General features: G+C 66.1%; 25 protein-coding genes and 1 tRNA gene. 10 read left to right on the top strand and 16 right to left on the bottom strand.

What is annotated here, in order from left to right; all coding sequences use genetic code 11:
* Positions 1-83 precede the first annotated feature (83 nt).
* From ACN4F8_RS20710 to ACN4F8_RS20680, 7 genes are all read right to left on the bottom strand, one after another.
* Positions 84-1754 carry an ABC transporter permease gene (locus tag ACN4F8_RS20710; RefSeq protein ID WP_419475305.1) on the bottom strand — a complete coding sequence of 557 codons (1671 nt, stop codon included), beginning with the start codon at positions 1752-1754 and terminating at the stop codon, positions 84-86.
* Positions 1730-2941: an ABC transporter substrate-binding protein gene (locus tag ACN4F8_RS20705; RefSeq protein ID WP_419475304.1), complete on the bottom strand. Its 1212-nt coding sequence runs from the start codon at positions 2939-2941 to the stop codon at positions 1730-1732. The genes ACN4F8_RS20710 and ACN4F8_RS20705 overlap by 25 nt, the downstream gene beginning before the upstream one ends.
* A 37-nt stretch (positions 2942-2978) precedes the next feature.
* A complete protein-coding gene (locus ACN4F8_RS20700; RefSeq protein ID WP_419475303.1) occupies positions 2979-3467 on the bottom strand; it encodes a DoxX family protein in 489 nt (162 codons plus the stop codon).
* A complete protein-coding gene (locus ACN4F8_RS20695; protein ID WP_419475302.1) occupies positions 3464-4291 on the bottom strand; it encodes a putative DNA-binding domain-containing protein in 828 nt (275 codons plus the stop codon). The genes ACN4F8_RS20700 and ACN4F8_RS20695 overlap by 4 nt, the downstream gene beginning before the upstream one ends.
* On the bottom strand, positions 4288-5193 hold the full coding sequence (locus tag ACN4F8_RS20690; protein ID WP_419475301.1) for a DUF692 domain-containing protein: 906 nt from the start codon (positions 5191-5193) through the stop codon (positions 4288-4290). Before ACN4F8_RS20690 ends, ACN4F8_RS20695 begins: the two co-directional genes overlap by 4 nt.
* A gap of 28 nt (positions 5194-5221) precedes the next feature.
* On the bottom strand, positions 5222-5503 hold the full coding sequence (locus ACN4F8_RS20685) for a DUF2282 domain-containing protein (RefSeq protein ID WP_419475300.1): 282 nt from the start codon (positions 5501-5503) through the stop codon (positions 5222-5224).
* Positions 5504-5629: 126 nt separating this feature from the next.
* Positions 5630-6151: a TlpA family protein disulfide reductase gene (locus tag ACN4F8_RS20680; RefSeq protein WP_419475299.1), complete on the bottom strand. Its 522-nt coding sequence runs from the start codon at positions 6149-6151 to the stop codon at positions 5630-5632.
* Between the two features lie 59 nt (positions 6152-6210).
* On the opposite strand from ACN4F8_RS20680, the gene ACN4F8_RS20675 reads away from it, so the two are divergent.
* Both ACN4F8_RS20675 and ACN4F8_RS20670 read left to right on the top strand, forming a co-directional pair.
* A complete protein-coding gene (locus ACN4F8_RS20675; RefSeq protein ID WP_419475298.1) occupies positions 6211-6795 on the top strand; it encodes a sigma-70 family RNA polymerase sigma factor in 585 nt (194 codons plus the stop codon).
* Positions 6792-7001 carry a zf-HC2 domain-containing protein gene (locus tag ACN4F8_RS20670; RefSeq protein ID WP_419475297.1) on the top strand — a complete coding sequence of 70 codons (210 nt, stop codon included), beginning with the start codon at positions 6792-6794 and terminating at the stop codon, positions 6999-7001. The genes ACN4F8_RS20675 and ACN4F8_RS20670 overlap by 4 nt, the downstream gene beginning before the upstream one ends.
* A 4-nt stretch (positions 7002-7005) precedes the next feature.
* Here the strand turns inward: ACN4F8_RS20670 and ftsY are convergent, their stop codons facing one another.
* A complete protein-coding gene (gene ftsY, locus ACN4F8_RS20665) occupies positions 7006-8043 on the bottom strand; it encodes a signal recognition particle-docking protein FtsY (RefSeq protein WP_419475296.1) in 1038 nt (345 codons plus the stop codon).
* Between the two features lie 29 nt (positions 8044-8072).
* On the opposite strand from ftsY, the gene ACN4F8_RS20660 reads away from it, so the two are divergent.
* From ACN4F8_RS20660 to ACN4F8_RS20640, 5 genes are read left to right on the top strand one after another with little or no spacing between them, the layout of a single operon-like run.
* A complete protein-coding gene (locus tag ACN4F8_RS20660; protein WP_419475295.1) occupies positions 8073-9476 on the top strand; it encodes a M16 family metallopeptidase in 1404 nt (467 codons plus the stop codon).
* A complete protein-coding gene (locus tag ACN4F8_RS20655) occupies positions 9473-10819 on the top strand; it encodes a M16 family metallopeptidase (protein ID WP_419475294.1) in 1347 nt (448 codons plus the stop codon). Before ACN4F8_RS20660 ends, ACN4F8_RS20655 begins: the two co-directional genes overlap by 4 nt.
* 36 nt (positions 10820-10855) lie before the next feature.
* A complete protein-coding gene (rsmD, locus tag ACN4F8_RS20650) occupies positions 10856-11470 on the top strand; it encodes a 16S rRNA (guanine(966)-N(2))-methyltransferase RsmD (protein WP_419475293.1) in 615 nt (204 codons plus the stop codon).
* Between the two features lie 36 nt (positions 11471-11506).
* Positions 11507-12025, top strand: coding sequence for a pantetheine-phosphate adenylyltransferase (coaD, locus tag ACN4F8_RS20645; RefSeq protein WP_419475292.1), 519 nt, complete (start codon positions 11507-11509; stop codon positions 12023-12025).
* A 16-nt stretch (positions 12026-12041) separates the two neighbouring features.
* Positions 12042-12350: a YfhL family 4Fe-4S dicluster ferredoxin gene (locus tag ACN4F8_RS20640; protein WP_419475291.1), complete on the top strand. Its 309-nt coding sequence runs from the start codon at positions 12042-12044 to the stop codon at positions 12348-12350.
* Here ACN4F8_RS20640 and pth read toward each other — a convergent pair.
* The 7 genes from pth to ACN4F8_RS20605 all read right to left on the bottom strand — a co-directional run bounded on the left by pth (position 12290) and on the right by ACN4F8_RS20605 (position 18122).
* On the bottom strand, positions 12290-12958 hold the full coding sequence (pth, locus tag ACN4F8_RS20635; protein ID WP_419475290.1) for an aminoacyl-tRNA hydrolase: 669 nt from the start codon (positions 12956-12958) through the stop codon (positions 12290-12292). The two genes, ACN4F8_RS20640 and pth, sit on opposite strands and share 61 nt — an antisense overlap.
* A gap of 91 nt (positions 12959-13049) precedes the next feature.
* Complete coding sequence (locus tag ACN4F8_RS20630; RefSeq protein WP_419475289.1) at positions 13050-13679, bottom strand: 50S ribosomal protein L25/general stress protein Ctc; 630 nt, start codon at positions 13677-13679, stop codon at positions 13050-13052.
* A 100-nt stretch (positions 13680-13779) separates the two neighbouring features.
* Positions 13780-14754, bottom strand: a complete 975-nt coding sequence (locus ACN4F8_RS20625) for a ribose-phosphate pyrophosphokinase (RefSeq protein WP_056269363.1) — start codon at positions 14752-14754, stop codon at positions 13780-13782.
* Positions 14755-14853: 99 nt separating this feature from the next.
* Positions 14854-14930: transfer RNA gene (locus ACN4F8_RS20620), tRNA-Gln, on the bottom strand.
* A gap of 95 nt (positions 14931-15025) precedes the next feature.
* A complete protein-coding gene (gene ispE, locus ACN4F8_RS20615; RefSeq protein WP_419475306.1) occupies positions 15026-15916 on the bottom strand; it encodes a 4-(cytidine 5'-diphospho)-2-C-methyl-D-erythritol kinase in 891 nt (296 codons plus the stop codon).
* Positions 15917-15930: 14 nt separating this feature from the next.
* Positions 15931-16404 carry a lipoprotein insertase outer membrane protein LolB gene (locus ACN4F8_RS20610; RefSeq protein WP_419475288.1) on the bottom strand — a complete coding sequence of 158 codons (474 nt, stop codon included), beginning with the start codon at positions 16402-16404 and terminating at the stop codon, positions 15931-15933.
* Complete coding sequence (locus ACN4F8_RS20605; RefSeq protein WP_419475287.1) at positions 16401-18122, bottom strand: tetratricopeptide repeat protein; 1722 nt, start codon at positions 18120-18122, stop codon at positions 16401-16403. Before ACN4F8_RS20605 ends, ACN4F8_RS20610 begins: the two co-directional genes overlap by 4 nt.
* 193 nt (positions 18123-18315) lie before the next feature.
* Between ACN4F8_RS20605 and mutM the strand changes: the two genes are divergently transcribed.
* The 3 genes from mutM (at position 18316) to mutY (ending at position 22267) form a co-directional block, all read left to right on the top strand.
* A complete protein-coding gene (mutM, locus tag ACN4F8_RS20600) occupies positions 18316-19131 on the top strand; it encodes a bifunctional DNA-formamidopyrimidine glycosylase/DNA-(apurinic or apyrimidinic site) lyase (RefSeq protein WP_419475286.1) in 816 nt (271 codons plus the stop codon).
* A 92-nt stretch (positions 19132-19223) separates the two neighbouring features.
* Positions 19224-21167, top strand: a complete 1944-nt coding sequence (locus ACN4F8_RS20595; protein ID WP_419475285.1) for a dynamin family protein — start codon at positions 19224-19226, stop codon at positions 21165-21167.
* Positions 21164-22267, top strand: coding sequence for an A/G-specific adenine glycosylase (gene mutY / locus ACN4F8_RS20590; protein WP_419475284.1), 1104 nt, complete (start codon positions 21164-21166; stop codon positions 22265-22267). Before ACN4F8_RS20595 ends, mutY begins: the two co-directional genes overlap by 4 nt.
* On the opposite strand, the gene ACN4F8_RS20585 is transcribed toward mutY, so the two are convergent.
* The coding region (locus ACN4F8_RS20585; RefSeq protein WP_419475283.1) for a RapZ C-terminal domain-containing protein at positions 22264-22495 on the bottom strand (232 nt) is incomplete at its 5' end. The genes mutY and ACN4F8_RS20585 overlap by 4 nt on opposite strands.

Raw genomic sequence — 22495 nt, 5'->3', positions numbered from 1 at the left:
GCGGCCCGGCGCCACGTCGATGCGCCGGTCTTGCACCAGCGTGTGGTCGCGGGTGGCGAGGCGGTGGATGTGAACGGCGAGCGTCATACAGCGGAGTGGGTGAATCGGCGGGGGCGGCCCAGCCAGGCGGCGATTGCAAAGGCCAGCACGGGCAGGGCGAGTTGCAGGCCGGCGTAGGCGCTGGTGAGCGAGCGTTGCCCGCCCGAGGCGAGTGTGACGGCTTCGGTGGTCACGCTGGCAAACCGGCCCGCGCCCACATACAGCGTGGGCAGGTACTGCGCCACGCTGACCGCAAAACCCACCGCAGTTGCCGAGGCCAGCGAACGTTTGAGCAGCGGCCATTTCACGCGCAGCAAGAAGGCCCAGTGTGAGCGGCCCAGGCTCGCATTGAGCTGGGCGTAGCGGGGGTCGAAGCCCAGGTAGGCCGGGCTGAGCGCAAGCAGCACATAGGGCAGCACCATGAGCGTGTGCGCGATCAACAAGCCGCTGGCCTGGCCCTCCAACTGCAACTGCAGGCCCACGCCGTACAGGCCCACCACCCACAGCACGGCGGGCAGCACCAGCGGCAGGTACAGCAGGGGGCGCAGGGCGTCGTCCCAGCGGCGCGGCGCGAGTTCCAGCCAGGCCACGCTCCACAGCAGCGCCATCGCACTGCTGCCCACTGCGAGCCAGAGTGTGGTCACCACCGTGCCGCTGCTCTGCGCCACCTGCTCCCACGCGGCGCCGGTGAAGGACTGCGGCCACACGGCCGGAAACGTCCACACGCCGCTGACGCTGCCCACGGCGAGTGCCAGCAGCACGGCGGCGTACACGCCCGCCAGCAGCCACAGACCCATGTCGGTTCCGGACGTTCTGGCGAAGGAGCCGCGCACGCCATGGCCATGCGCCAGGGCCTTGCGCTGCAGGTTTTGCAAGCCCAGCCACAGGGCGCTGCAGGCCAGCACCATCAGCGCGAGCAACACACCTGCAGCCGCGCCTTGGGCGTAGGTGGCCGGGTCGGCGTCCTGCAGCCATTGCCAGGCCAGCACGGCGAGCGTGGGCGGTGAAGCCGGGCCAATCACCAGCGCCATGTCCACCACCGTGAGCCCATACGCCAATACCGCCAGCAGTGGCCAGCGCAGGCGCGTGGCGAGCTGTGGCCACAGCACCAGCCAGAAGGCGCGGCGTGGCGCGTAGCCAAAGGTTTGTGCCAGCGCGTGCTCGGCGCGCCAGCGCTGGCGCACGTCGTCGCGCTGCAGCTGGGTGGCGGCGGTCCACAGCAGAAACGGAATCTCCTTGATCACCAGGGCTGCGATCAGGCCCAGGCCCCAGGGGTCTTGGGTGGTGGGCCAGGGCGGGGGGCTCTCGAACCCGGTGAGCCAGGGCGAGAGCGCGCGCAGCAGCCAGCCGCTGGGCGCGAGCAGAAACAGGAACCCGATCGCCAGCGCGGCGTGTGGCGTGGCCAACATCAGCGGCAGGCCGCGCAACAGGCGCGCCAGGCGCTGGCGCACGAAACCCTGCGCCAGCAGCGCGGCCGCGCCCCACCAGGCCAGCAGCGTGGAGGCCAGGCCGGTCCACAGGGTGAGCAGGGTAGCGTGGACCAACGCAGGGTCTTGCGCGAGTGCGCGCCACGCGGCGGTGTGGCTGCCGGCTTTCAGTGCTTCAAAAGCGGTCCACAGCAGCGGCACGGCGGCCAGGGCCAGCAAGGCGCCTGCGGCGAGCTTGCGTGGTGCTGGGTGAGACACCGCGTTCACACGCCGTAGCGGCGTGCCCATTCCTTCTCCAGCGGATCGACCCACGAGGCGTGGGGCTCGGGCAGCGTGGGCGCGCCCTTGACCACCAGGCCGGGCAGGCTGCCGGTCTGGAACAGCGCACGGTCGGCGGCCGGCAGGCGCGCCACGTCGAGCACGGTCGGGTCGCCCCAGTGCGCAATGTCGGCCTTGCGCGCCTGCGCGGCGGGCGAGAGCAGGAAGTTGGCCACCACCTGCGCGCCGGCCTTGGCGCGCGCGTTGTACGGAATGGCCACGAAGTGCGTGTTGCCGATGGTGCCTTTTTCAAACTGCCAGCTGACCACGGAGGCGGGCAGGCGTTTCGCGGCGATCTCGTTGGCGGCTTCGTTGGGGTTGAAGGTGAGGGCCAGCAGCAGTTCACCGTCGGCCATCATCTGGCGCACGGCGGCGGCGTTCTGCGGGAACTGTTTGCCCGCGCGCCACAGGTGCGGGCGCAGTGCATCGAGAAAAGGCCAGAGCGCGGCGGTCTGGGTGGCGAAGGCGGCGTCGGTCACTGGCAACGCGAGCGCTTTGGCATCGGGCGCGAACTCCACCAGGGCCTGTTTGATGAAGGTGGTGCCGTGGAAGTCGGGCAGGCGCGGGTGGGTGATGCGCCCGGGCTGGGCGCGTGCCAACGCCAGCAAGGCTTGCATGCTCTGGGGCAACTGCGGCAGGCGCTTGCTGTCGGCAAACAGGGTGAACTGCGCCATGCCCCAGGGCGACTCCATGCCCTCGGTGGGCACGGAAAAATCGTTGAGCGTGGTGGGCTTGCCGGCCACGTCGACCAGCTTGAAGTGGGGCAGGGTTTCGGCCCAGGGGCCAAACAGCAGGCCCTCGCGTTTCATGGCGGCGAAGTTCTCGCCGTTGATCCACACCAGGTCCACCGTGCCCTCGGCGGCGGTGCGCCCGGCGGCCTTCTCGGCGCGCACGCGTTTGACCACGTCGGCCGTGTCGGTGATCTTCACGTGTTGCAGCTTCACGCCATGTGAGGCCTGCACCTGCTGCGCCACCCACTGCAGGTAGGCGTTGGTCTGCTCGCTGCCGGCCCAGGCGTTCCAGAACACGGTTTGGCCGCGTGCGGCCTGTTCGATGGCGGGCCAGTTCGATTGGGCCCAGGCGGGTGACAGCGAGGCGGCGCCGGCAGCGAGCAGCAGTTGGCGGCGTGACAGGTGAGCAGTGAGGTGGTGGGGCAAGGCGGTGTCTCCGGCAGAACAGGTTCGATGCCGCAGCTTAGTTCAAGGCCATGCCCGGTGCTGGTGTGCGGTTGAGCCGGGGCTGGATCCACAGGCAGTCCACCGACCACTTGCCGACACCGTAGATGGCCAGCGCGGCCAGCAGCACGCCCCAGGTGATGTGCTGCTGCAGCGCGGCGGGCGCAATGTCGGCCAGGCTGACGACAGCCACCACGTTCACCACCGACAGGCCCAGCGCCGAGAAGCGCCCCGCCAGGCCGATCAACAACAACACCGGCAACACCAGTTCACCCGCCGTGCCCGAGATGGCTGCGAGTTGTGGCGAAAGCAGGGGCACCTGGTATTCCTCGGTGAACAGCAGCAGCGTGGTGTCCCAGTCACGCACCTTCGTGAGGCCGGAGAGAAAAAACACCTGCGCGAGGTAGACGCGTGCCGCGAGGGCGGCCAACGGCTGCGCTGCGTTCAGCAGGTGGGTGACGGCGGACCAGAGTGCGTGGCCGCGCTGGAGCAGGGTGGGTGGGTTCATGGGGTTTCCTGGGGGTGTGGGGGTGGTGTGGGTGGGGGTGTTGCGTCGGCCACGCCGATCACCAGGCCGCTGTGCACGGCGGGTGTGAGCCAGTCGGAAAAATCGAAATCGGGACCTGCGAAGCCCAACGCGTCGGGCAAGGCTGCGCCGGTCAGCAAGGCTTGCAGCACACCCAGCGCGTTGGCCGTGCAAGCCGCCACACACGGCCGCAAACCCTGGCGCCAGACGAGGGCGGTTTCGCCCACGCGGTCCCGCACGCGCTGGCCTGCCTCGGTGAGGCTGGGCTGGTCTTCGGTGTGTGCGGTGACCAGGCTGACCACGGGCCAGGCGCTGCTGATGAGCACGGTGCCGGGGGCCAGTGCCAGGGTGAGCGCCTGGGGGTCTTCGGTGCTCAGGCGCGCGAAGCTGTGCAGATCGGGTTGCGCATCCGGTGCGCCGGCCGCGCAGTGCAGCGCCCATTCCACGCGCGCCACGTCGGCCAGGTAGGGCACCTCGGTGAGTTGTTCGTTGTCGGCCAGAAAGGCGGGCAAGGCATCGCCCCACTGCGCGAGGTCGCCGCAGTGCGGCGGTTGGCGGTGCCAGAGATCGCGCGCCAGCGCAGAGAAATTGTCCTGGCCCAGCAGTTGTGCGATCACCGGGTAGGCGGCGAGCAGGCAACGTTCGGCGAGCGCGTGGCCGTTGGCCTGGTAGGCCATGAGGCCGCGGGCCGCCTGGGGCTTCAGCAGGGTGTGCAGGTGTTGTACGGCGCTGCTGGCCTGCGTGCTGCCCGGGTGGGCGAACAGCGCGTCGAGCAGGCTTTGCTGCTGCAGCATCAGCGTGTTCATGCGGCCACCGGTTCCAGCGCGCGGCTGGCGTGCTCGCGCGCGGTGGCCGCTTCGTCGAGCAGCACCTGCAAGTCGGGCACATCGGTGTCCCATTCGATCAGCGTGGGCACCGCGCCAAACCGCGCCAGCGCATGGCGGTACAGCGTCCACACCTGTGGCACCACGCGGCTGCCGTGGTCGTCGATCACGATGTCGCCGCAGTCCACGTGGCCAGCCAGGTGCAACTCAGTCACCGTCTGTGGGTGGATGGCGTCGAGCCAGCGGCGGCAAGCGTCCATCGGGTCTTGCAACGAACCTTGCAGCCGGTCGTTGAGCGCGTTCACATAGATGTTGTTCACGTCCACCAGCAGGTGGCAGCCGGTGCGCTGCGCGAGTGTGTTGAGGAACTCGGGCTCACCCAGTTCGTTGGCTTGCCAGCGCACACAGGCCGAGAGGTTTTCCACCGCGATCGGGCGGCGCAGTCGGTCCTGCACGCGCTGCACGTTGGCGCACATGGCATCGAGCGCGGCGCGGGTGAACGGGGTGGGCAACAGGTCTGACGCGTGCACGGTGTGCGCGGGCTGGTGCGACAGCGGGCCGCGCGCAAAACAGGCGTGGTCGCTCACACGCACCGGCTCGATCTCGGCCACCAGGGCCGCGAGCCGGTCGAGGTGCGCCTCGTCGATGCCGCAGGCCGAGCCCAGCGACAGGCCCACGCCGTGCAGGCTCACGGGGTAGTGTTCGCGCCCCTGGCGCAGCACCGCGCGCGCGGCGCCACCGGGGGCAAAGAAGTTTTCGGAGTGGACTTCGATGAAGTCCAGGGCCGGCTGCCGCTGCAGCAGCTCGGCGTGATGGGGGTGCCGCCAGCCGATGCCCACGGGCGCGACCTCTGGGGTCGGTTTGGTGGGGTCGGCGGCGGTCATGGCGTTGGCCTTGAAGGGAGCGCGCGGATCAGGACTTCTTCATGTCCATCTTGGCCTGGTCCAGACCAATGCCGCCCATTTGTTTGCAGGTGCCGGCGGGCACGTACTTCCACTCGCCCTTGTCGTTGTCGACCTTGGCCTGGCCCGCACACGAATGCGTGCCGGCGATGTTGGCGCAGTCGTTCTGGCCGGCCTTGGCGATGCCGAAACATTTTTCTTTCGCGGCGTTCTGTGCGAAGGCGGGCGAAGAGAGCAGGGCCAGCGACATCAGCGAGGTGGCGGCGGCGGCGATCATGGTGCGTTGGTTCATGGGAAGCTCCTGAAAGAAAGAACAGGGTTGAATGACAACCTGCTGGATCGGCTGTTGGTGCACATCACCAGCGGGTTGAGGATTGGTCTGGCGGTGGGCGGCTTTCTTACGCTGCCTTCAAAAAATTCAAAGCAGGTCGGCAATGCGGTCCCAGGCCTCGGGCGGAATGCGGCCGTGGTACTGCTCCACCAATTGCCCGCCCTTGTCGAGCAAAAAGGCGGCGGGCAACTGTCCGGTGGCGCCGAAGCTGTCGCGGTACTGGGGCTCGCCGGTCCACAGCGTGGTGAAGCGCTGGTTCGTGGGCACGGTGGCGTTGACCAGTTGTGTGTAGGTCACGGCGTTGCTGCGCTGACGGTCGGTGCTCACGCTCACCAGCTCGAAGGGCTGGCCCATCCAGCCCTTCACGTTGGCGCGCAGTTCGGGCATCTTGTCGCGGCAGACCGCGCAGTCGGTGGACCAGAACACCACCATCACCACCTTGCCGCGCAGCGACTGCAGATCGAAGGCTTTGCCATCAAGCGTGCTGCCGCGCAACTGCTGGGGCGCGCCGGTGGCGGGAGTCTGCGCCAGTGCGGCCGGCGCCAAGAGGGCGGTGGCCATCGCCAGTGCGGTGAACAGTGCATGGAAACGTGTGGGCAACAGGGACATGGGGACCTCCAAAGTTCGTTGTAGTCGCTGTACCGGCCGTTTCATTACACTCAGCCCCCATGTCGCAAGCCCCATTCCCTTCGTTCGAGCAACAAGTTGCGGATTTGCGTGTGTATTTGCTCAAATTCGCGCGCCTGCAGCTGCGCAACGACGCCTGGACCGAAGACGCGGTGTCCGAGACCATGCTGGCCGCCATCTCGCGTCCGCAAAGCTTCGAGCAGCGTTCCCAGCTCAAGACCTGGCTGGTCGGCATCCTCAAACACAAGATCATCGACGCGATGCGGCAGCACAGCCGCGAGGTGTGCCTGTCCAGCGGCAACGACGACGAAGGCGCCGACCCGCTGGAGCACATGGCTTTCAAAACCGACGGACACTTTGCCGAGAAGCCGGCCGAGTGGGGCAATCCGGAGCAGGAACTCAACAGCCGGCAGTTCTTCGAGGTGCTGGAGGCCTGCACCGACAAACTGCCTCCGGTGCAGGGGCGCCTGTTCCTGATGCGCGAGTGGCTGGAGCTCTCCAGCGAGGACATCTGTAAGGAACTGTCGCTCACCCCGACGAACCTCTACGTTCAACTGCACCGTGCCCGGCTGCGGTTGAGAGAATGTCTTGAACTCAACTGGTTTGCACGACCGTCAACGAAATGAAGCCCGTCTACCCGCTGCGCCGCACCTGCAAGGAGGTGTCCGCGTTGCTCATCGCCCGCGAAGACCGCGCCTTGCCGCTGGTGGAGCGCATGGCGTTGCGGCTGCACATGGCCATGTGCCAGGCCTGCCCGCGTTTCGAGCGCCAGCTGCTCACCATGCGAAACGCCATGGGCCAGTGGCGCAACTATTCCGACAACGAGAGCTGAGCGCTCAGGACAAGAGCGCCTGCGCAAACTCACGCGCGTTGAAGGTTTCCAGGTCTTCCAGCTTTTCACCCACGCCGATGAAATAGATCGGCACCGGTTTCTCGCGCGCAATCGCGCAGATCACACCCCCCTTGGCCGTGCCGTCGAGCTTGGTGATGATCAGTCCCGTGAGGCCCAGGGTTTCGTCGAAGGCTTTCACCTGCATCAAGGCGTTCTGCCCCGTGTTGCCGTCGATGACGAGCAAGACTTCATGCGGCGAGGTCGGGTCGGCCTTCTGCACCACGCGCTTGATCTTGCGCAGCTCTTCCATCAGGTGCAGCTGGGTCGGCAGGCGCCCGGCGGTGTCCACCAGCACCACGTCGCGGCCGCGCGCGCGCCCGGCGGTCACGGCATCAAAGCTCACCGCGGCCGGGTCGCCGCCTTGCTGGGTGATGATCTCCACCGTGTTCCGGTCGGCCCACACCGCGAGCTGCTCGCGCGCGGCGGCGCGAAAGGTGTCGGCCGCGGCCAGCAGCACGCTGGCGCCGCTTTGCGCCAGGTGCCGCGTGAGCTTGCCGATGGAGGTGGTCTTGCCCGCACCGTTGACACCGGCGACCATGATCACGGTGGGTTTGTGTTCACCAATCACCAGCGGCTTTTGCAGCGGCATCAAGAGATCGGTGATGGCGTCGGCCAGCAGGCCTTTGACGGCGGCCGGGTCGGTGGTCTTGCTTTCTTTCACCCGGCGTTTCAGGTCGGCCAGCAGGTGGGTGGTGGCCTTCACGCCGGTGTCGGCCATCAGCAGCGCCGCTTCGAGCTCCTCGTACAGCGCGTCGTCGATCTGTGTGCCGGTGAAGACCGTGGCGATGCTCGATCCGGTCTTGCGCAGACCGTTTTTGAGCTTGTCCAGCCAGCCCTGGCGCACGGGCGCGGCGGTGGGTGCTGCGACGGTTGCAAGGGGCGCCGGTTCGACGGGGGGAGCCACCACAGGCGTGGCTGCGGCGGGCGTGGGGGTGGCCGGTGAGGGCTCGGTGGGGGCTTTTTTGCGAAAGAACGAGAACATTTGTCCATCTCTAGAATCCATTGCATTCTATGAAACGCACTCTGAACCTGCCCGACGGGCGCCGCGCCGCACTGTTGCTTGCACTGGCATTCACGACCCTCGGGTCGATTGCTCAGACCTCCACAAGCCCTTCTCCTGCCCCGGTGGCCCAGAGCTTCACGCTCTCCAACGGCATGACGCTGATCGTGCGGCCCGACCGCAGAGCCCCCACCGTGGCCCACATGCTGTGGGTGCGCGTGGGCTCCATCGACGAGGTGGACGGCGCCTCGGGCGTGGCCCACGTGCTCGAACACATGATGTTCAAGGGCACGCCCGACCTCAAACCGGGCGAGTTCTCGCGCCGCATCGCGGCCCTGGGCGGGCGCGACAACGCCTTCACCAGCCGCGACGCCACGGCTTACCACCAGCAGGTGCCGGCGCAGGCGCTGGAGGCGGTGATGAAGCTCGAAGCCGACCGCTTCGCACGCAACCAGTGGAGCGACGACGATTTCAAGCGCGAGATCGAGGTGGTGAAGGAAGAGCGGCGCCAGCGCACCGAAGAGTCGCCGCGCGCGCGCATGTTCGAGGCCATGAACGCCATGGTCTATCAGGCGAGCCCGTACCGGCGGCCCATCATCGGCTGGATGAGCGACATCGAGGCGATGACGCCGAACGATGCGCGTGAATTTCACCAGCGCTGGTACACACCCGCCAACGCCGCCGTGGTGATCGCGGGTGACGTGGACGTGGCGCAGACCCGCGCGCTGGCCGAAAAACATTTCGGCCCCATTCCTGCCCGCGCCGTGCCGGCGCGCAAGCCGCGTGAAGAGCCACCGCAGTCAGGTCCGCGCCGCATGGAGTTTCGCGCCGTGGCCGATCAGGCCGTGGTGGCGCTGGCCTACAAGGTGCCACGCTGGAGTGGCGCGGCCGAGGATGACGCCAACAGCCAGGACGCACTGGCCTTGACGGTGCTGTCGGCAGTGCTCGACGGCTACAGCGGCGCCCGGCTTGACCGCGCGCTGGTGCAAGGCCAGGGCACGGCGGGCAAACGCATCGCCGACAGCGCGGGGGCTTCCTACGGCTTGATGGGGCGCGGCCCCCAGTTGTTCTCGCTCACGGCCGTGCCGGCCCGTGGCGTCACCCCCGAGATGGCCGCAGCCGCGCTGAAGTCGGAGGTGGAGCGCATTGCGCGCGAGGGCATCAGCGAAGCCGAGCTGCGCCGCGTCAAGACGCAGTGGACGGCGGGTGAGGTCTACAAACTCGATTCGGTGTTCAACCAGGCGCAGGAACTCGGCAGCTACTGGGCCAATGGCCTGGACATCCACACCGGCGACCGCCTGATGACCCGTCTGCGCGCCGTGACCGCCGCGCAGGTGCAGGCGGTGGCACAACGCCACTTCTCCGACCAGCAACTCACCACCGCGGTGCTGGTGCCTGAGGGGGGCCAGAAATGAAATCCGTTGTGAAATCACTGTTCCGCTCCACCGCTGTGTTGGCCGCCGTGCTCGCCGGCGCGTTCAACACCGCCCAGGCGGCCATTCCCATCGAACACTGGACGCATGCCAGTGGCGCGCGCGTGTACCTCGTGGCCAGTCCGTCCATCCCCATGCTGGACGTGCAGATCGACTTCGACGGCGGCAGCCGGCGCGACCCGGCGGCGCAGGCTGGCCTGGCCAGCGTGACGGCGGGTTTGCTCTCGGGCGGCGTGGCGGCGCAAGCGGGCCTGCCCTCGCTGGACGAAAACCAGCTCAGCGAAGCCTGGGTTGACCTCGGTGCGCAGTTCGGCGCGCAGGCCAGTGCCGACCGCTTCACGCTCTCGCTGCGCACGCTGACCGAGCCCGATCTGCTGCAGCGCGCCGTGGCCCTGGCTGCCCGCCAGATCGCCGCACCCGCCTGGCCACAAGCGGTGTGGCAGCGCGACCGCGAGCGCCTGCTGGCCTCGCTCAAGGAAGCCGAAAACCGGCCGGGCACGCAGGCCGGCCGCGCGTTTGCGCGCGCGGTTTATGGCCAGCATCCGTATGGTTTTCAGCCCGACGCTGCCACCTTCAACGCGATCAACGTGGCCGACATGCAGGCCTTCTACCGCCGCCACGCGGCGGCCTGCCGCGCGCAGGTGACGCTGGTGGGCGCGATCGACCGCGCGCAGGCCGACGCCATCGTGGGCCAGTTCATGGCGCCACTGAAGGCGCACGGCTGCGAGCCCTTGCCGGCGGTGCCGCAGGTGCAGGCGCTGGCGCGCGCGGTGGATGAGCGCCTGCCGTTCGCCGCCGCCCAGGCCCAGGTGTCGATCGGCCAGCCCGGCATCGCCCGCAACGACCCCGACTTTTTCCCGCTCTTCGTGGGCAACTACATCCTGGGTGGTGGTGGCTTCGTCTCGCGCCTGACCACCGAGGTGCGAGAGAAGCGCGGCCTGAGCTACAGCGTGTTCAGCTACTTTTCGCCCGGCCGCCACGCGGGGGCGTTCCAGATCGGCCTCACCACGCGCCCCGACCAGGCAGCGCAGGCGGTGGAGGTCTCGCGCAGCGTGGTGCGCCAGTTCGTGGAGCAAGGCCCCACCGAGGCCGAGCTCGTGGCTGCCAAGGCGTTTCTGGTGAACGGTTTTTCGCTGCGCATCGACAACAACCGCAAGCTGCTCGACAACGTGGCCAACATCGGCTGGAACGGCCTGCCGCTGGACTACCTGGACACCTGGACCCAGCAGATCGAGCGCGTGAGCGTGGCCGACATCCGGCGCTCGTTTGCGCGGGTGTTGCAGCCGGACCGCATGGTGACCGTGGTGGTTGGCGCCCAGCCCTGAACGCGATGCGCGCTCGGGTCGCGTAAGCTCGGCGGCATGAAAAAACCTCCCGTTTCCGCTGCGCGCGCCGCGGCCAGCGCCCCACACGAAATCCGCATCATCGGCGGCCTCTGGAAACGCACGCTGCTGCCCGTGGCCGACCGCCCCGGTTTGCGACCCACACCGTCGCGCGTGCGCGAGACCTTGTTCAACTGGCTCGGGCAAGACCTCACCGGTTTGCGCTGCGTGGACGCCTTTGCCGGCACCGGCGCGCTGGGCCTGGAAGCCGCTTCGCGCGGTGCGGTGGAGGTGGTGCTGGTGGAGCAGGACAGTGCCTTGCTCGCCAACCTCAGCCGCACCGTCACCAAGCTCAAGGCCACCGCCGTGCGCGTGGAGCGCGGCGATGGTGTGGCCGCGCTGCGCCAGCGCGCCGGGCAGGGCTTTGACGTGGTGTTTCTTGATCCCCCGTTTGCCGATGCGCAGAACGAAGCCCTGGTGCTCTCGGCCCTGGCCGCCGCGCGCCAGGCCATCGGCACCGAGGGCCTCGTGTACCTGGAGGCGCCGCGCCCCTGGCTCGACGATGAATTGGCGACGCTGGGGCTGCAGGTGCACCGACAGGGCAAGGCGGGTGCGGTGGCCTTTCACCTGTTGCGGCCATTGACCGCGCAGTGAGCGAGCGCTGACAGCCCCGCGCGCATAATTCTGGCCATGCCTTCCGACCTTTCCCCGTCCTCAAAACAGCCCCGCGTGGCGGTGTACAGCGGCACCTTCGACCCGCTCACGCTGGGTCACGAAGATGTGGCGCGCCGCGCTGCGCTGTTGTTCGACGAAGTCATCATCGCGGTGGCCATCGCCCACCACAAGAAGACCCGCTTTTCCCTGCAGCAACGGCTCGACATGGCGGCTGAAGCCGCATCAAACATGCCCGGCAGGGTGCGTGTGCTGCCGTTTGACGGTCTCATCATGGATTTCTGCCGCCAGCAAGGCGCCTGTGCCGTGGTGCGCGGCATCCGCAACCTCACCGACTTCGACTACGAAGCCCAGATGGCGGCGATGAACCGCAAGCTCAACCCGTCGGTGGAAACGGTGTTTCTGCTGCCGCAGGCCGAGTTGCAGTGCATCTCCAGCACCCTGGTGCGCGAGATTTCGCAGTTGGGCGGTGATGTGTCGCAGATGGTGAACGCCCATGTGGGCGCCCATCTCAGGCCCGCGCCCCTGCAAGCTTGAGCCGGGAGCAATCGCCATGGCCCTGCTGATCACCGACGAATGCATCAACTGCGATGTCTGCGAGCCCGAATGCCCGAACCAGGCGATTTACATGGGCGAGGAGATCTACGAGATCGACCCGTCGCGCTGCACCGAGTGCGTGGGACATTTCGACGAGCCACAGTGTGTGCAGGTCTGCCCGGTGAGCTGCATTCCGATCCACCCGGACCACATCGAATCGCGCGAAACGCTCTGGCAGAAATACCAGCGTTTGCAGAAGGCGGGTCAGCCGTTGTCGGCTGCGGGTGACATGCCTTCGCCCGCTGCGCCTTCAACAGGCAGCTGATCGACCTTGGCTGGCCGCGGCGGTTTGGGTCGCGGCGGCTTGCTGGTGTGGATGAGCCCTGTGGCCTTGTCCATCTCCCCGGCGATCAGATGCGGCAAAGCCTTGAGACTGCGGTCCAGCGCCTGGGCAATCGCCATGCGGTCGTCGGGTGACGGCTTCTTCAACACCCAGTTGGCCACCTCGTTCTTGTTGCCCGGGTGGCCAATGCCCACCCGCAGGCGCCAGTAGTCGGGGCTGCCCAGCTGGGCGTGGATGTCGCGCAGCCCGTTGTGGCCGGCGTGCCCGCCACCTTTCTTGAGCTTGATCTCGCCCGGTGGCAGATCCAGCTCGTCATGCACCACCAGCACCTCTTCGGGCGCGATCTTGAAGAACCGCGCCACCGACGCCACCGACTTGCCCGAGAGGTTCATGAAGGTTTGCGGCTCCACCAGCCAGACGCTCTGACCCGCCACATTGGCGCGCGCCACGAGGCCGAAATGGCCACGTTCCATCTGCAGCGAAGTCTTGAGCAGGCGCGCAGCCTCATCCACCCACCAGAAGCCGGCGTTGTGGCGCGTGTGTTCGTAGTCCGGACCCGGGTTGCCCAGTCCTGCGATGAGTTTGATCATGGGGTCGGATTATCGACAGGTATGGGAAGCTGAATGCAAAACGGCCCGCGTGAGCGGGCCGTTTTGAGGGGGTCATCGGTCCGAAGACAGATTACTTCTTCTTGCCTTTGGCGCCTTTTTTGTCGTCGGCTGCAGCGACCACGGGAGCAGCCACCACTTCTTCAACCGGCTCCACCACGGTAGCGATGGTCAGGTTCTTGCGGCCGTGCATCACGAGCTTGATGCCTTTGGGCAGCTTGATGTCGCCGGTGTGAACGGTGCCGCCCTTGACGACTTCGCCGAGGTCAACGGTGATGTGCTCCGGCAACTGGGTGGCCAGGCACTCGATTTCGATCTCGGTCATCACGTGGTTGATCACGCACTTGTCGGTCTTGACCGCAGGCGCGTTTTCTTCGTTGATGAAGTGCAGCGGCACTTTTTTGTGCAGACGGGTCTTGTCGTTCACGCGCTGGAAATCCACGTGCAGCACGAGCGGCTTGTACGGGTGGTACTGCACATCGCGCAGCAGCACTTTTTGCACGGTGCCGGCCACGTCCATCTCGAGGATGGAGGAGTGGAACGCTTCCTTTTTCAGGGCGTGCCACAGGGCGTTGTGATCGAGTTCGATCGTGGCGGCGGGTGTTTCACCACCAAAGACGATACCGGGCGTGCGGCCGGTGTTGCGGAGACGGCGGCTCGCACCCGTACCCTGCTTGGCGCGCTCAAAAGCGACGAATTGCATAACTGACTCCTGTGGAGGGGTTCCGCGACCAGAACGCCTCTGTTTCAAAAGAGCGACCCCCACCATGGAGGCCACCCGCTTTTGCTGCCGCCAAGGTCTCTTAAAAGAGGTTGTCCTGATCGGCAAACAAACTCATCACCGACTCACCCGAAGCAATGCGCGCAATGGTTTCGGCCATCAGCGGTGCCACGGAGAGCTGGCGGATCTTGGCGCAGGCCTGGGCGGCTTGCGACAGGGGGATCGTGTTGGTGACCACCACCTCGTCGAGGGCGCTGCCCTTGGCGATGCGCTCGATGGCCGGACCCGAAAAGATCGGGTGGGTGCAATACGCGTAGACGTGTTTGGCGCCGCGCTCCTTGAGCACCTCGGCGGCTTTCACCAGCGTGCCGGCGGTGTCGATCATGTCGTCCATGATCACGCAGTTGCGGCCGTCGATGTCGCCGATCACGTGCATCACTTCCGACACGTTGGCCTTGGGCCGGCGCTTGTCGATGATGGCCATGTCGCAGTTGAGCTGCTTGGCCAGCGCACGGGCGCGCACCACGCCGCCCACGTCGGGCGAGACCACCAGCAGGTCAGGGTAGTTTTTCTGACGCAGGTCACCCAGCAGCACGGGCGAGGCGTAGATGTTGTCGACCGGGATGTCGAAAAAGCCCTGGATCTGGTCGGCGTGCAGGTCCATTGTCAGCACGCGGTTCACGCCCACGGCGGTCAGCATGTTGGCCACCACCTTGGCCGAGATCGGCACGCGGCCGGAACGCGGGCGGCGGTCCTGGCGGGCGTAGCCGAAATAAGGAATGACGGCGGAGATGCTCACGGCCGATGCGCGCTTGAGCGCGTCGACCATGATGATGAGTTCCATCAGGTTCTCGTTGGTCGGCGAGCAGGTGGACTGGATCACGAACACGTGGCGCGCGCGCACGTTTTGTGTGATCTCGACCGTGACTTCACCGTCGGAGAAGCGGCCCACGTTGGCCGCACCGAGCTGGGTGCCCAGATGCTGTGCGATCTCCGCGGCCAACACCGGATTGGCGTTGCCGGTGAAGATCATGAAATCCGGCGGCTGAACTTGCATGGGGTTCCCAGCTGTTTGAGCGACGGCCCAGATGGATCGCCGTCAAAAGATGGCCGTTCATGGAACGGCCGGGTGGGTACGTGATGTGATGAAAACCGGTGGCAGGGGAGGAAGGACTCGAACCCTCGCATGCTGGAATCAAAATCCAGTGCCTTTACCAACTTGGCGACTCCCCTACGCAGGAGATCTGTTCAGCGTGAAGCCGGACAGACCACCGAAAAACCTTGTCGCAGGTTGCGCAGCCACTGCCTGGGCTGAACGCTTGCCGATTCTAATCGGAGCACCAGTCGAGCAATGGATGGACATCCATGTTGCTGCACTCACGAACTGTCCAATCGCCCGGGGCGGTGGTCAGTTGCATGGCCTGCGGCATTTGTGCAAACACCGCCGTCCCCGATCCGGTCATGCGCCCCTGCAAACCCTGGTCTTGCAACCACTGAATGCAGCGTCCCACATCGGGACACAGCGCCTGCGCCACGGGTTGAAGATCGTTGTGTCCGAACTCCAGAATGTTCTGGAGTTCGATCACCCCAACTGCTTGGGCATCTTCTCGCGAGTCGTTTGCAGCAAAGCCTTGGATTGTAGCAGTTTTTGTGTCCCGTTTGAGATCGGGCGCACTGAAGATGCGTTGGGTGGACGCGCCGCCAGGTGGCTTGACCACCACAAAACGCGCCAAGGGCAGTGCCAAAGGCGTGAGTTGCTCGCCCACACCCTCGACCCAGGCGTGGCGACCGCCGATGAAAAAGGGCACATCGGCGCCGAGCGTGAGCCCGATCACCGCGAGCTGTGAGCGCGTCAGACCCAGGCCCCACAGTCGGTTGAGCGCCAGCAGGGTGGTGGCCGCGTCCGACGAGCCGCCTCCCATGCCGGCTTCAGCGGGCAGGTTTTTTTCGAGCGCGATGTGCACGCCGTGTGTGCAGCCGGTGGCGGCCTGCAGCGCACGGGCGGCGCGCACCGAGAGGTCTTCGGCTGGCAGCGATCCTGGCGTGAGGTCTTCACGGCTGATCTGGCCGTCAACGCGCCATTCGAAGTGCAGCCGGTCGCACCAGTCGATCAGCATGAAAACAGATTGCAGCAGGTGGTAGCCGTCTGCTCTTCGCCCGGTGATGTGCAAAAAGAGGTTGAGCTTGGCGGGCGCCGGCACGTCGAGCAGGCGCCGCAAGCGGGTTGCCTGCGTCATGGTTGCACGACGACCCGAAGCTCGGCTGTGGGCATCGGCGAAATCCGGCGAGCCGTGATGCGCCCTTCAGGTTGGCGGGTGAGATCGGCCTGCCAGCCCGGCACGTCACCCGCCCGCCCGCGCAGCCAGCCGAAGAGGGCGGCCACAGGCACGGGTGTACCGCTGAGTTCTGCAGTGAGTTCGTCCAGGCTGCCTCGGCGGGTGAGCTGGCCCCCCTGGCGCATTTCGGCGCTGCCGGGCAGCCACATCACCGTGGCAAGCGACGTACCCAATGGCGAGGTGAGCTGCAACTCACCAGCGTCTGGCGTGCCGCGCAACTCGAAGCCTGCTGAAAAAGATTGGGGTGGATCGCTCTGCACCGTCATGGCCAGACGGCCGCTCCAGAATTCTTGGCCGGGCTGGACGGCGCGTTGCGGTGTGGCGCAGGCCGACAGCAGAGCCACAGTGACCAGCAGCGTTGCCCACCTCATGGCTTGACGCGCAGTCGTTTGAGCGTTCCCTGCAGGGTCTCGTTGTCCGCCGACAGCATCAGGCCTTCGCGCCAGACCTTGAGTGCTTGATCCCGCTGGCCTTGTGACCACAACACCTCACCCAGATGTGCTGCGATCTCCGGGTCGGGGCGTTTGCCGTAGGCGGCTTGCAGAATTTCAAGTGCACGCCCGGCGTTGCCCAGGCGGAATTCAACCCAGCCCAGACTGTCCTGGATATAGGCGTCGCCTGGGGCCAGCTCCACCGCCTTTTCGATCAGCTTCTTGGCTTCGGGCAGGCGCTCATTGCGGTCGGCCAGCGAGTAGCCCAGCGCGTTGTACGCATGGTGGAAATCGGGCTTGACCGCAATCAGGGCGCGCAACAGCACTTCCATGTCGGCCGGCTTGCCCGCCTTCTCGGCCATCATGGCCTGGTCGTAGCGAAGATCAGGCACGTCGGGAAAGCGCGCCACCGCTTCGCCGTACACCTCGTAGGCTTCCTTCCACGCTTTGAAGTCACGCAGCAACTGCGCTTCGGCCACCAGCTTCAGACGAGCGTCCTCCGGGGTGCGCTCGGGCTGGCTGCGCAGAAGGGCGCGGGCCTGCGCCATCTGCCCTTGCCGGGCCAGCACCGAGGCGCGCCGCATCTGGGCCGCCATGATGTCGTCGGCGTTTTCGATTCGGTCCAGCCAGGCATTGGCGGCCGGGAAGTCCTGCCGCTTCTCGGCGATCTGGGCCATCATCAAATAGGCTTGTGTGAGACCGCGAGCCGAGCGCTCGTCGCCAGCCTGTCGGGCCAGGGCCATGTACTTTTCAAGCGACGCCGTTGCGGCCGGCAGGGCGTTTTCCTGCAACTGCAGGGAGCCCAGCAGCAGCCAAGGCTCGGCCTGATCTGCCCGACGGGTGGTCAGTTTTTCGAGCAGCGAACGCGCTTCCTGGTTGCGCTGCGCGTCCAGCAGGGTGCGTGCATAAGAGAGCGCGACTGCCGTGTCGGCCTGCGTTGCAGTGCTGCTGGCTTCGAGCTGCTGGCGCACGATGGGCTCGGCCTGTGACTCTCCGCGCTCCATCAGCTCCAATGCCAGCAAAGCCGGGAAGGCAGACGCCGGCTCCGCGGTGTGGCCCAGGCGTGCCGAAACGAGCGCTTCGGGCAACTGGTCCAGCGCAAGGTACATGCGACCCACCGATGTAAAGGCGGCGGCGGCGTGCGCAGTCTGTTTGAGGTACGGGCCCAAGGCCTCGCGCACCACGGCGGCTGCCTGCGCCTTGTCTGTCACTCGGGAGAACGTCTGGGGAATGGCGTTGATGGTGTCGTTGCGCTCGGCCGCACCGACGTCCTTGAGGATGGTCTGCAGCACCGGACCTGTTTCGCCGACACGGTTGAGGGCCAGCAGGATTTGCAGCACAAAACGGTTGGCTTCGGAGCTGCCCGGGATTTCTTCCGACCAGGCGCGCGCGGCGGTCAGCGCTGCCTCGCCAGAGCGGGCTTGCAGCGCCACTTCGACCGCCCGGCGGTAGAGCAGTGGGTCGCGCTGTTTGCGCGCTGCATCCAGGATGAAGGAATAGCCCGTCCCGGGCTCGCCTGCGCGAACATTCAATTCACCCAGCAGCAGTTGGTAGAACAGGGGAGCGGTCAGCGCCGAGTTGGCAACTTCCCCGGAATCGGGTGCGGTGGTGGACGCCTGCGCAGGTACCTTGGGTACTGCCGGGGCGGTCTGCGCCATGGCGCTCCAGCAACTTGCAGCCAAAGCGAGAACCAGTGCCGATCTGCACACCCGCGCTGAATGCCGGGTGGACGGGCCTGCGATGCGGAGCAAGGTATTCATCGGTTCATGATAATGGAAGGTTTTTGGAGCGCAGGGGTGTGATCTGAAGACCGCACAAGCGTTCCGGATGTCTCAAAGGAAATGCCGATCCATGCCTGAACTCCCCGAAGTTGAAGTCACACGGCGCAGCTTCGCCGACCGCATCGCAGGGGCTTCGATTCTGCGGCTGGAGATGGGCAAACCTTTGCGCTGGCCCTTGGGATGCGACGTGGTTTCGCTGGAAGGGCGGTCGGTGCGGTCGGTCACCCGCCGGGGCAAGTACCTGTTGCTCAACCTCGACGAGGGCCACCTGCTGGTGCACTTGGGCATGTCGGGCAGCTTGCAGTTTGCTCAGGCGCTGCCACCACGGGGCCATCACGATCATTTTGAGTTGCTGACCAGCCGGGGCACGTTGCGCCTGCACGATCCGAGGCGTTTTGGTGCCGTCGTGTATGCCCCGGCGCTGGACGCCGCGCCGGCCGAAAAACTTCTGGGAAAACTGGGGGTGGAGCCGTTGGAAGGAGGGTTTGATCCGGTGGCTTTTCACCGCGCCTTGCAGCTTCGCCGCTCCTCGATCAAGCAGGTCTTGCTCGCCGGTGACATTGTGGTGGGGGTGGGCAACATTTACGCATCGGAAGCCTTGTTTCTGGCGGGTATCCGGCCCACCGTGCGTGCCGATCGCCTGAGCAAACCGCGCGCCTTGCGGCTGCACGCCGCCATCGTGCAGGTGCTCACCCGCGCGGTGGCGCTGGGTGGCAGTACGCTGCGCGATTTCTCAAGTGCCGAGGGCCAGTCGGGCTACTTCCAGCTGGACGCCATGGTGTATGGCCGGGATGGACAACCCTGCAGGGTATGTGGCGCATCGGTCAAGACCATTCGTCAGGGGCAAAGATCGACGTTTTTTTGCACCACTTGCCAGAAAATCTGATCGTCGGTCGGTGCTGGCGGCCGGGCATGCGGTCCGCCTGGTTTTGCGACGAGGGCCGATGCTATATTGATTGATGGACGCGATAGAGGACTATGAGTTTCAATCAGGAATTTGATCAACACGGGGTATGGCGCAAGCAATTCGCCTTGCGTTTGCGTTTGCTTGCCGAGTGGCTGACCGACCACGACCTGATGGAGCCCGGCATTCGCGAGCGCCTCGATGGTCTGCACGCTCAGGTCAAGAACGACAAGATCATGGTGGCCTTCGTGGCCGAGTTCTCCCGTGGCAAGTCCGAACTGATCAATGCGGTGTTTTTTGCGGGTTACGGCCGCCGCATCATGCCGGCGAGCGCTGGGCGTACCACCATGTGCCCGACCGAATTGGGCTACGACGCAGAAGTGCCACCTTGCCTTCGCCTGTTGCCCATCGAAACCCGTTTGCAACCCTTGTCGCTGCTGGACTGGCGCAACGCGCCCGACAAATGGGAGCGCATTGACCTGGACGTGAACGACCCCAAGCAGTTGGCGCGTGCCATCCAAAAGGTGGCCGAGGTTCGCCGGGTCACGTTGGACGAAGCCCGGGGTCTGGGTTTCTGGAGCGACGAGGCGCCCGAAGACAACCCGCTGACCGGCGCAGATGGCACGGTGGAAGTGCCCAAGTGGCGCCACGCCTTGATCAACATGGCGCACCCACTGCTCAAACAAGGTCTGGTGATCCTGGACACGCCCGGGCTCAACGCCATCGGTGCCGAACCCGAACTGACCGTGAGCCTGTTGCCGCAGGCGCAGGCGGTGGTGTTCATCCTGGCGGCCGACACCGGCGTGACCAAGTCCGACCTCACCATCTGGCGCCAACACCTGTCGGTGCTGGGCGAGGGCAAAGAGTCGCGCCTGGTGGTGCTGAACAAGATCGACACCATGTGGGACGCGCTGAGCTCGCCCGAGCAGGTGCAATTGCAGATCGCATCGCAGCGCACCGACTCGGCCGAAATTCTGGGCCTCTCGCCACGCCAGGTGCTGGCGGTGTCGGCCCAGAAGGGCTTGCTGGCCAAGGTCCATCGCGACAAGAAGCTGCTTGAGGCAAGCAACCTGATGGAACTGGAAACGGCGCTCGGCGTGGACCTGCTGGGTCAGCGGCGCAAGATCTTGAGTGCGGCGGTGGCCACCGGCATCCAGTCGCTGCGGGTGGAGACCACACGCATGGTGCACACGCGCTCGCGCGATCTGGTCGAGCAGATCCAGGAGCTGGAAGGTTTGCGCGGCAAGAACGCGGGCGTGATCAAGCAGATGCGCTTGCGCATCGAGCAGGAGCAGGCCGACTTTGATGCCAGCGGCGCCAAGATCCAGGCGGTGCGTTCGGTGCACTTGCGCCTGCTCAAAGACTTGTTTGCCATGCTGAGCGCCACGCACCTCAAAGCCGAGGTGTCGGTGCTGTCCAAGGCGCTTCGGCAGCCGGGCATCAAGCTGGGTGTGCGCCGTGCGTACGACCACACCTTTGACCGGCTGCGCGCCGACATGAGCAAAGCCGACGGCATGGCGGGTGATATCCAGTCCATGCTGGAAGGCAGCTTCAAGAGCCTGAACGCCGAGTACGGCTTCTCGCTGCAGGCGCCCACGCCGCCGCAGCTGGCCCAATATGTGAAAGACCTCGACCTGATCGAGAAAAGTCACCTGCAGTACCTGAGCCTGGGCAACGCGCTCAAGCTGGCCAATCCCGAGTTTGCCGAGCGCCTGGCGCGTGCGCTCATGAGCCGCCTGCGTGTGGTGTACGACACAGCGGTCAACGAGGTGGAGTTGTGGAACAAGTCGGCAGCAGCGCAACTGGATGCCCAGTTGCGCGAGCGCCGTCGCAACTTCACCCGACGCATTGAAGCGGTCTCGCGCATCCAGCAAGCCGCAGGAGGTCTGGACGAGCGCATTCGCGAACTGCAGACCCACCAGGCCAAACTGAATTTGCTCGACGCCAAGCTGTCCGAGCTGACCGACCACCTGCTGGCCGCGCCCGACGAAGAGCCCGCCGAAGCCCTGGCGGCATGAGCAGGGCCGGCGGCCCGCGCGCCGATCTGCCCTCCGACTTTGCACCCCTGCTGATCGACTGGCAACGCCGCGCCGGGCGCAGCGGCATGCCCTGGCAGAACACTCGCGATCCCTACCGCGTGTGGCTGTCTGAGGTGATGTTGCAACAGACCCAGGTGAGCACCGTGCTCGGCTACTACGCGCGGTTTCTGGAGCGCTTTCCCGATGTGCGCGCACTGGCCGCCGCTGAGGCCGACGAGGTCATGGCTTTGTGGAGCGGCCTGGGGTACTACAGTCGTGCGCGCAACCTGCACCGCTGCGCTCAGGCGGTGGTGGAGCAGCACGGAGGTGCCTTTCCTTCAACCGCAGCGGGGCTTGAGACGCTGCCCGGCATTGGCGCTTCCACCGCCGCAGCCATCGCCGCTTTCTGTTTTGGCGAGCGTGTGTCCATCGTGGACGGCAACGTGCGCAGGGTGCTCACGCGCTTGCTCGCATTCGAGGGCGATCTGGCGCAAACAAAGCCACAGCGCGAGTTGTGGGAAGTGGCACAGGCGCTGTTGCCGATCGAGCCCTCTGCCGACGACATGACGGCCTACACGCAAGGCCTCATGGACCTGGGGGCGACCGTGTGCACACGCAGCCGCCCAGCCTGCGGGCAATGCCCCATGCAGGGCATTTGCCGGGGCTATCAAGCGGGTGAGCCGCAACGCTTCCCTGTGAAGACCCGCACTTTAAAACGCCGCCATGAAAGCTGGTGGCTGCTGCTGGTGAAGCTCGCCGACGGGCCGGAACGCTTCTGGCTGCAGCGCCGACCGGCCAGCGGCATCTGGGCTGGTTTGTATTGCCCACCGGTGTTCGAGAGCGAGCAGGGAGTTCACAGGGATCTCCCACCGGCCTGGGTGGATCGGGTGATCGCACTGGACGCGGTATCCCACAGCCTGACCCACCGTGAGTTGCGCTTGCACCCCTTGTTGCTGGTACTCACGTCAGAGCCCTTGCCTGGTGAACTGCCGCCCGGACAGTGGGTGGATGCCGGTCTGTTGAGCCAGCATGGGCTGCCAGCGCCGGTGAAGCCGCTGCTGCAAGCGTTGCTGGCACCCGACCTTTTCGAGCGGACCTAGACGCCGGGCACCATGGGCGTGGGCCAACTGTCGGCCTCGCGGTGTCTCACCCGGGTTGACCAGTCCATGCCGAAGGCCTGCGCGAGCTGCTCCACCAGATACACCGACCGGTGCTGCCCACCCGTGCAGCCAATGGCCACCGTCACATAGCTGCGGTGGTCGCGCAGCATCTGCGGCAGCCAGTGGCTCAGGAAATCGGTGATCTGTTGTTCCATGTGCCGCACTTCG

The sequence above is a fragment of the Hydrogenophaga sp. genome (assembly GCF_048549895.1).
Lineage (GTDB): Bacteria > Pseudomonadota > Gammaproteobacteria > Burkholderiales > Burkholderiaceae_C > Hydrogenophaga.
The sequence above is the reverse complement of the archived record's forward strand: the minus strand, read 5'-3'. Positions and strand labels throughout refer to the sequence as shown.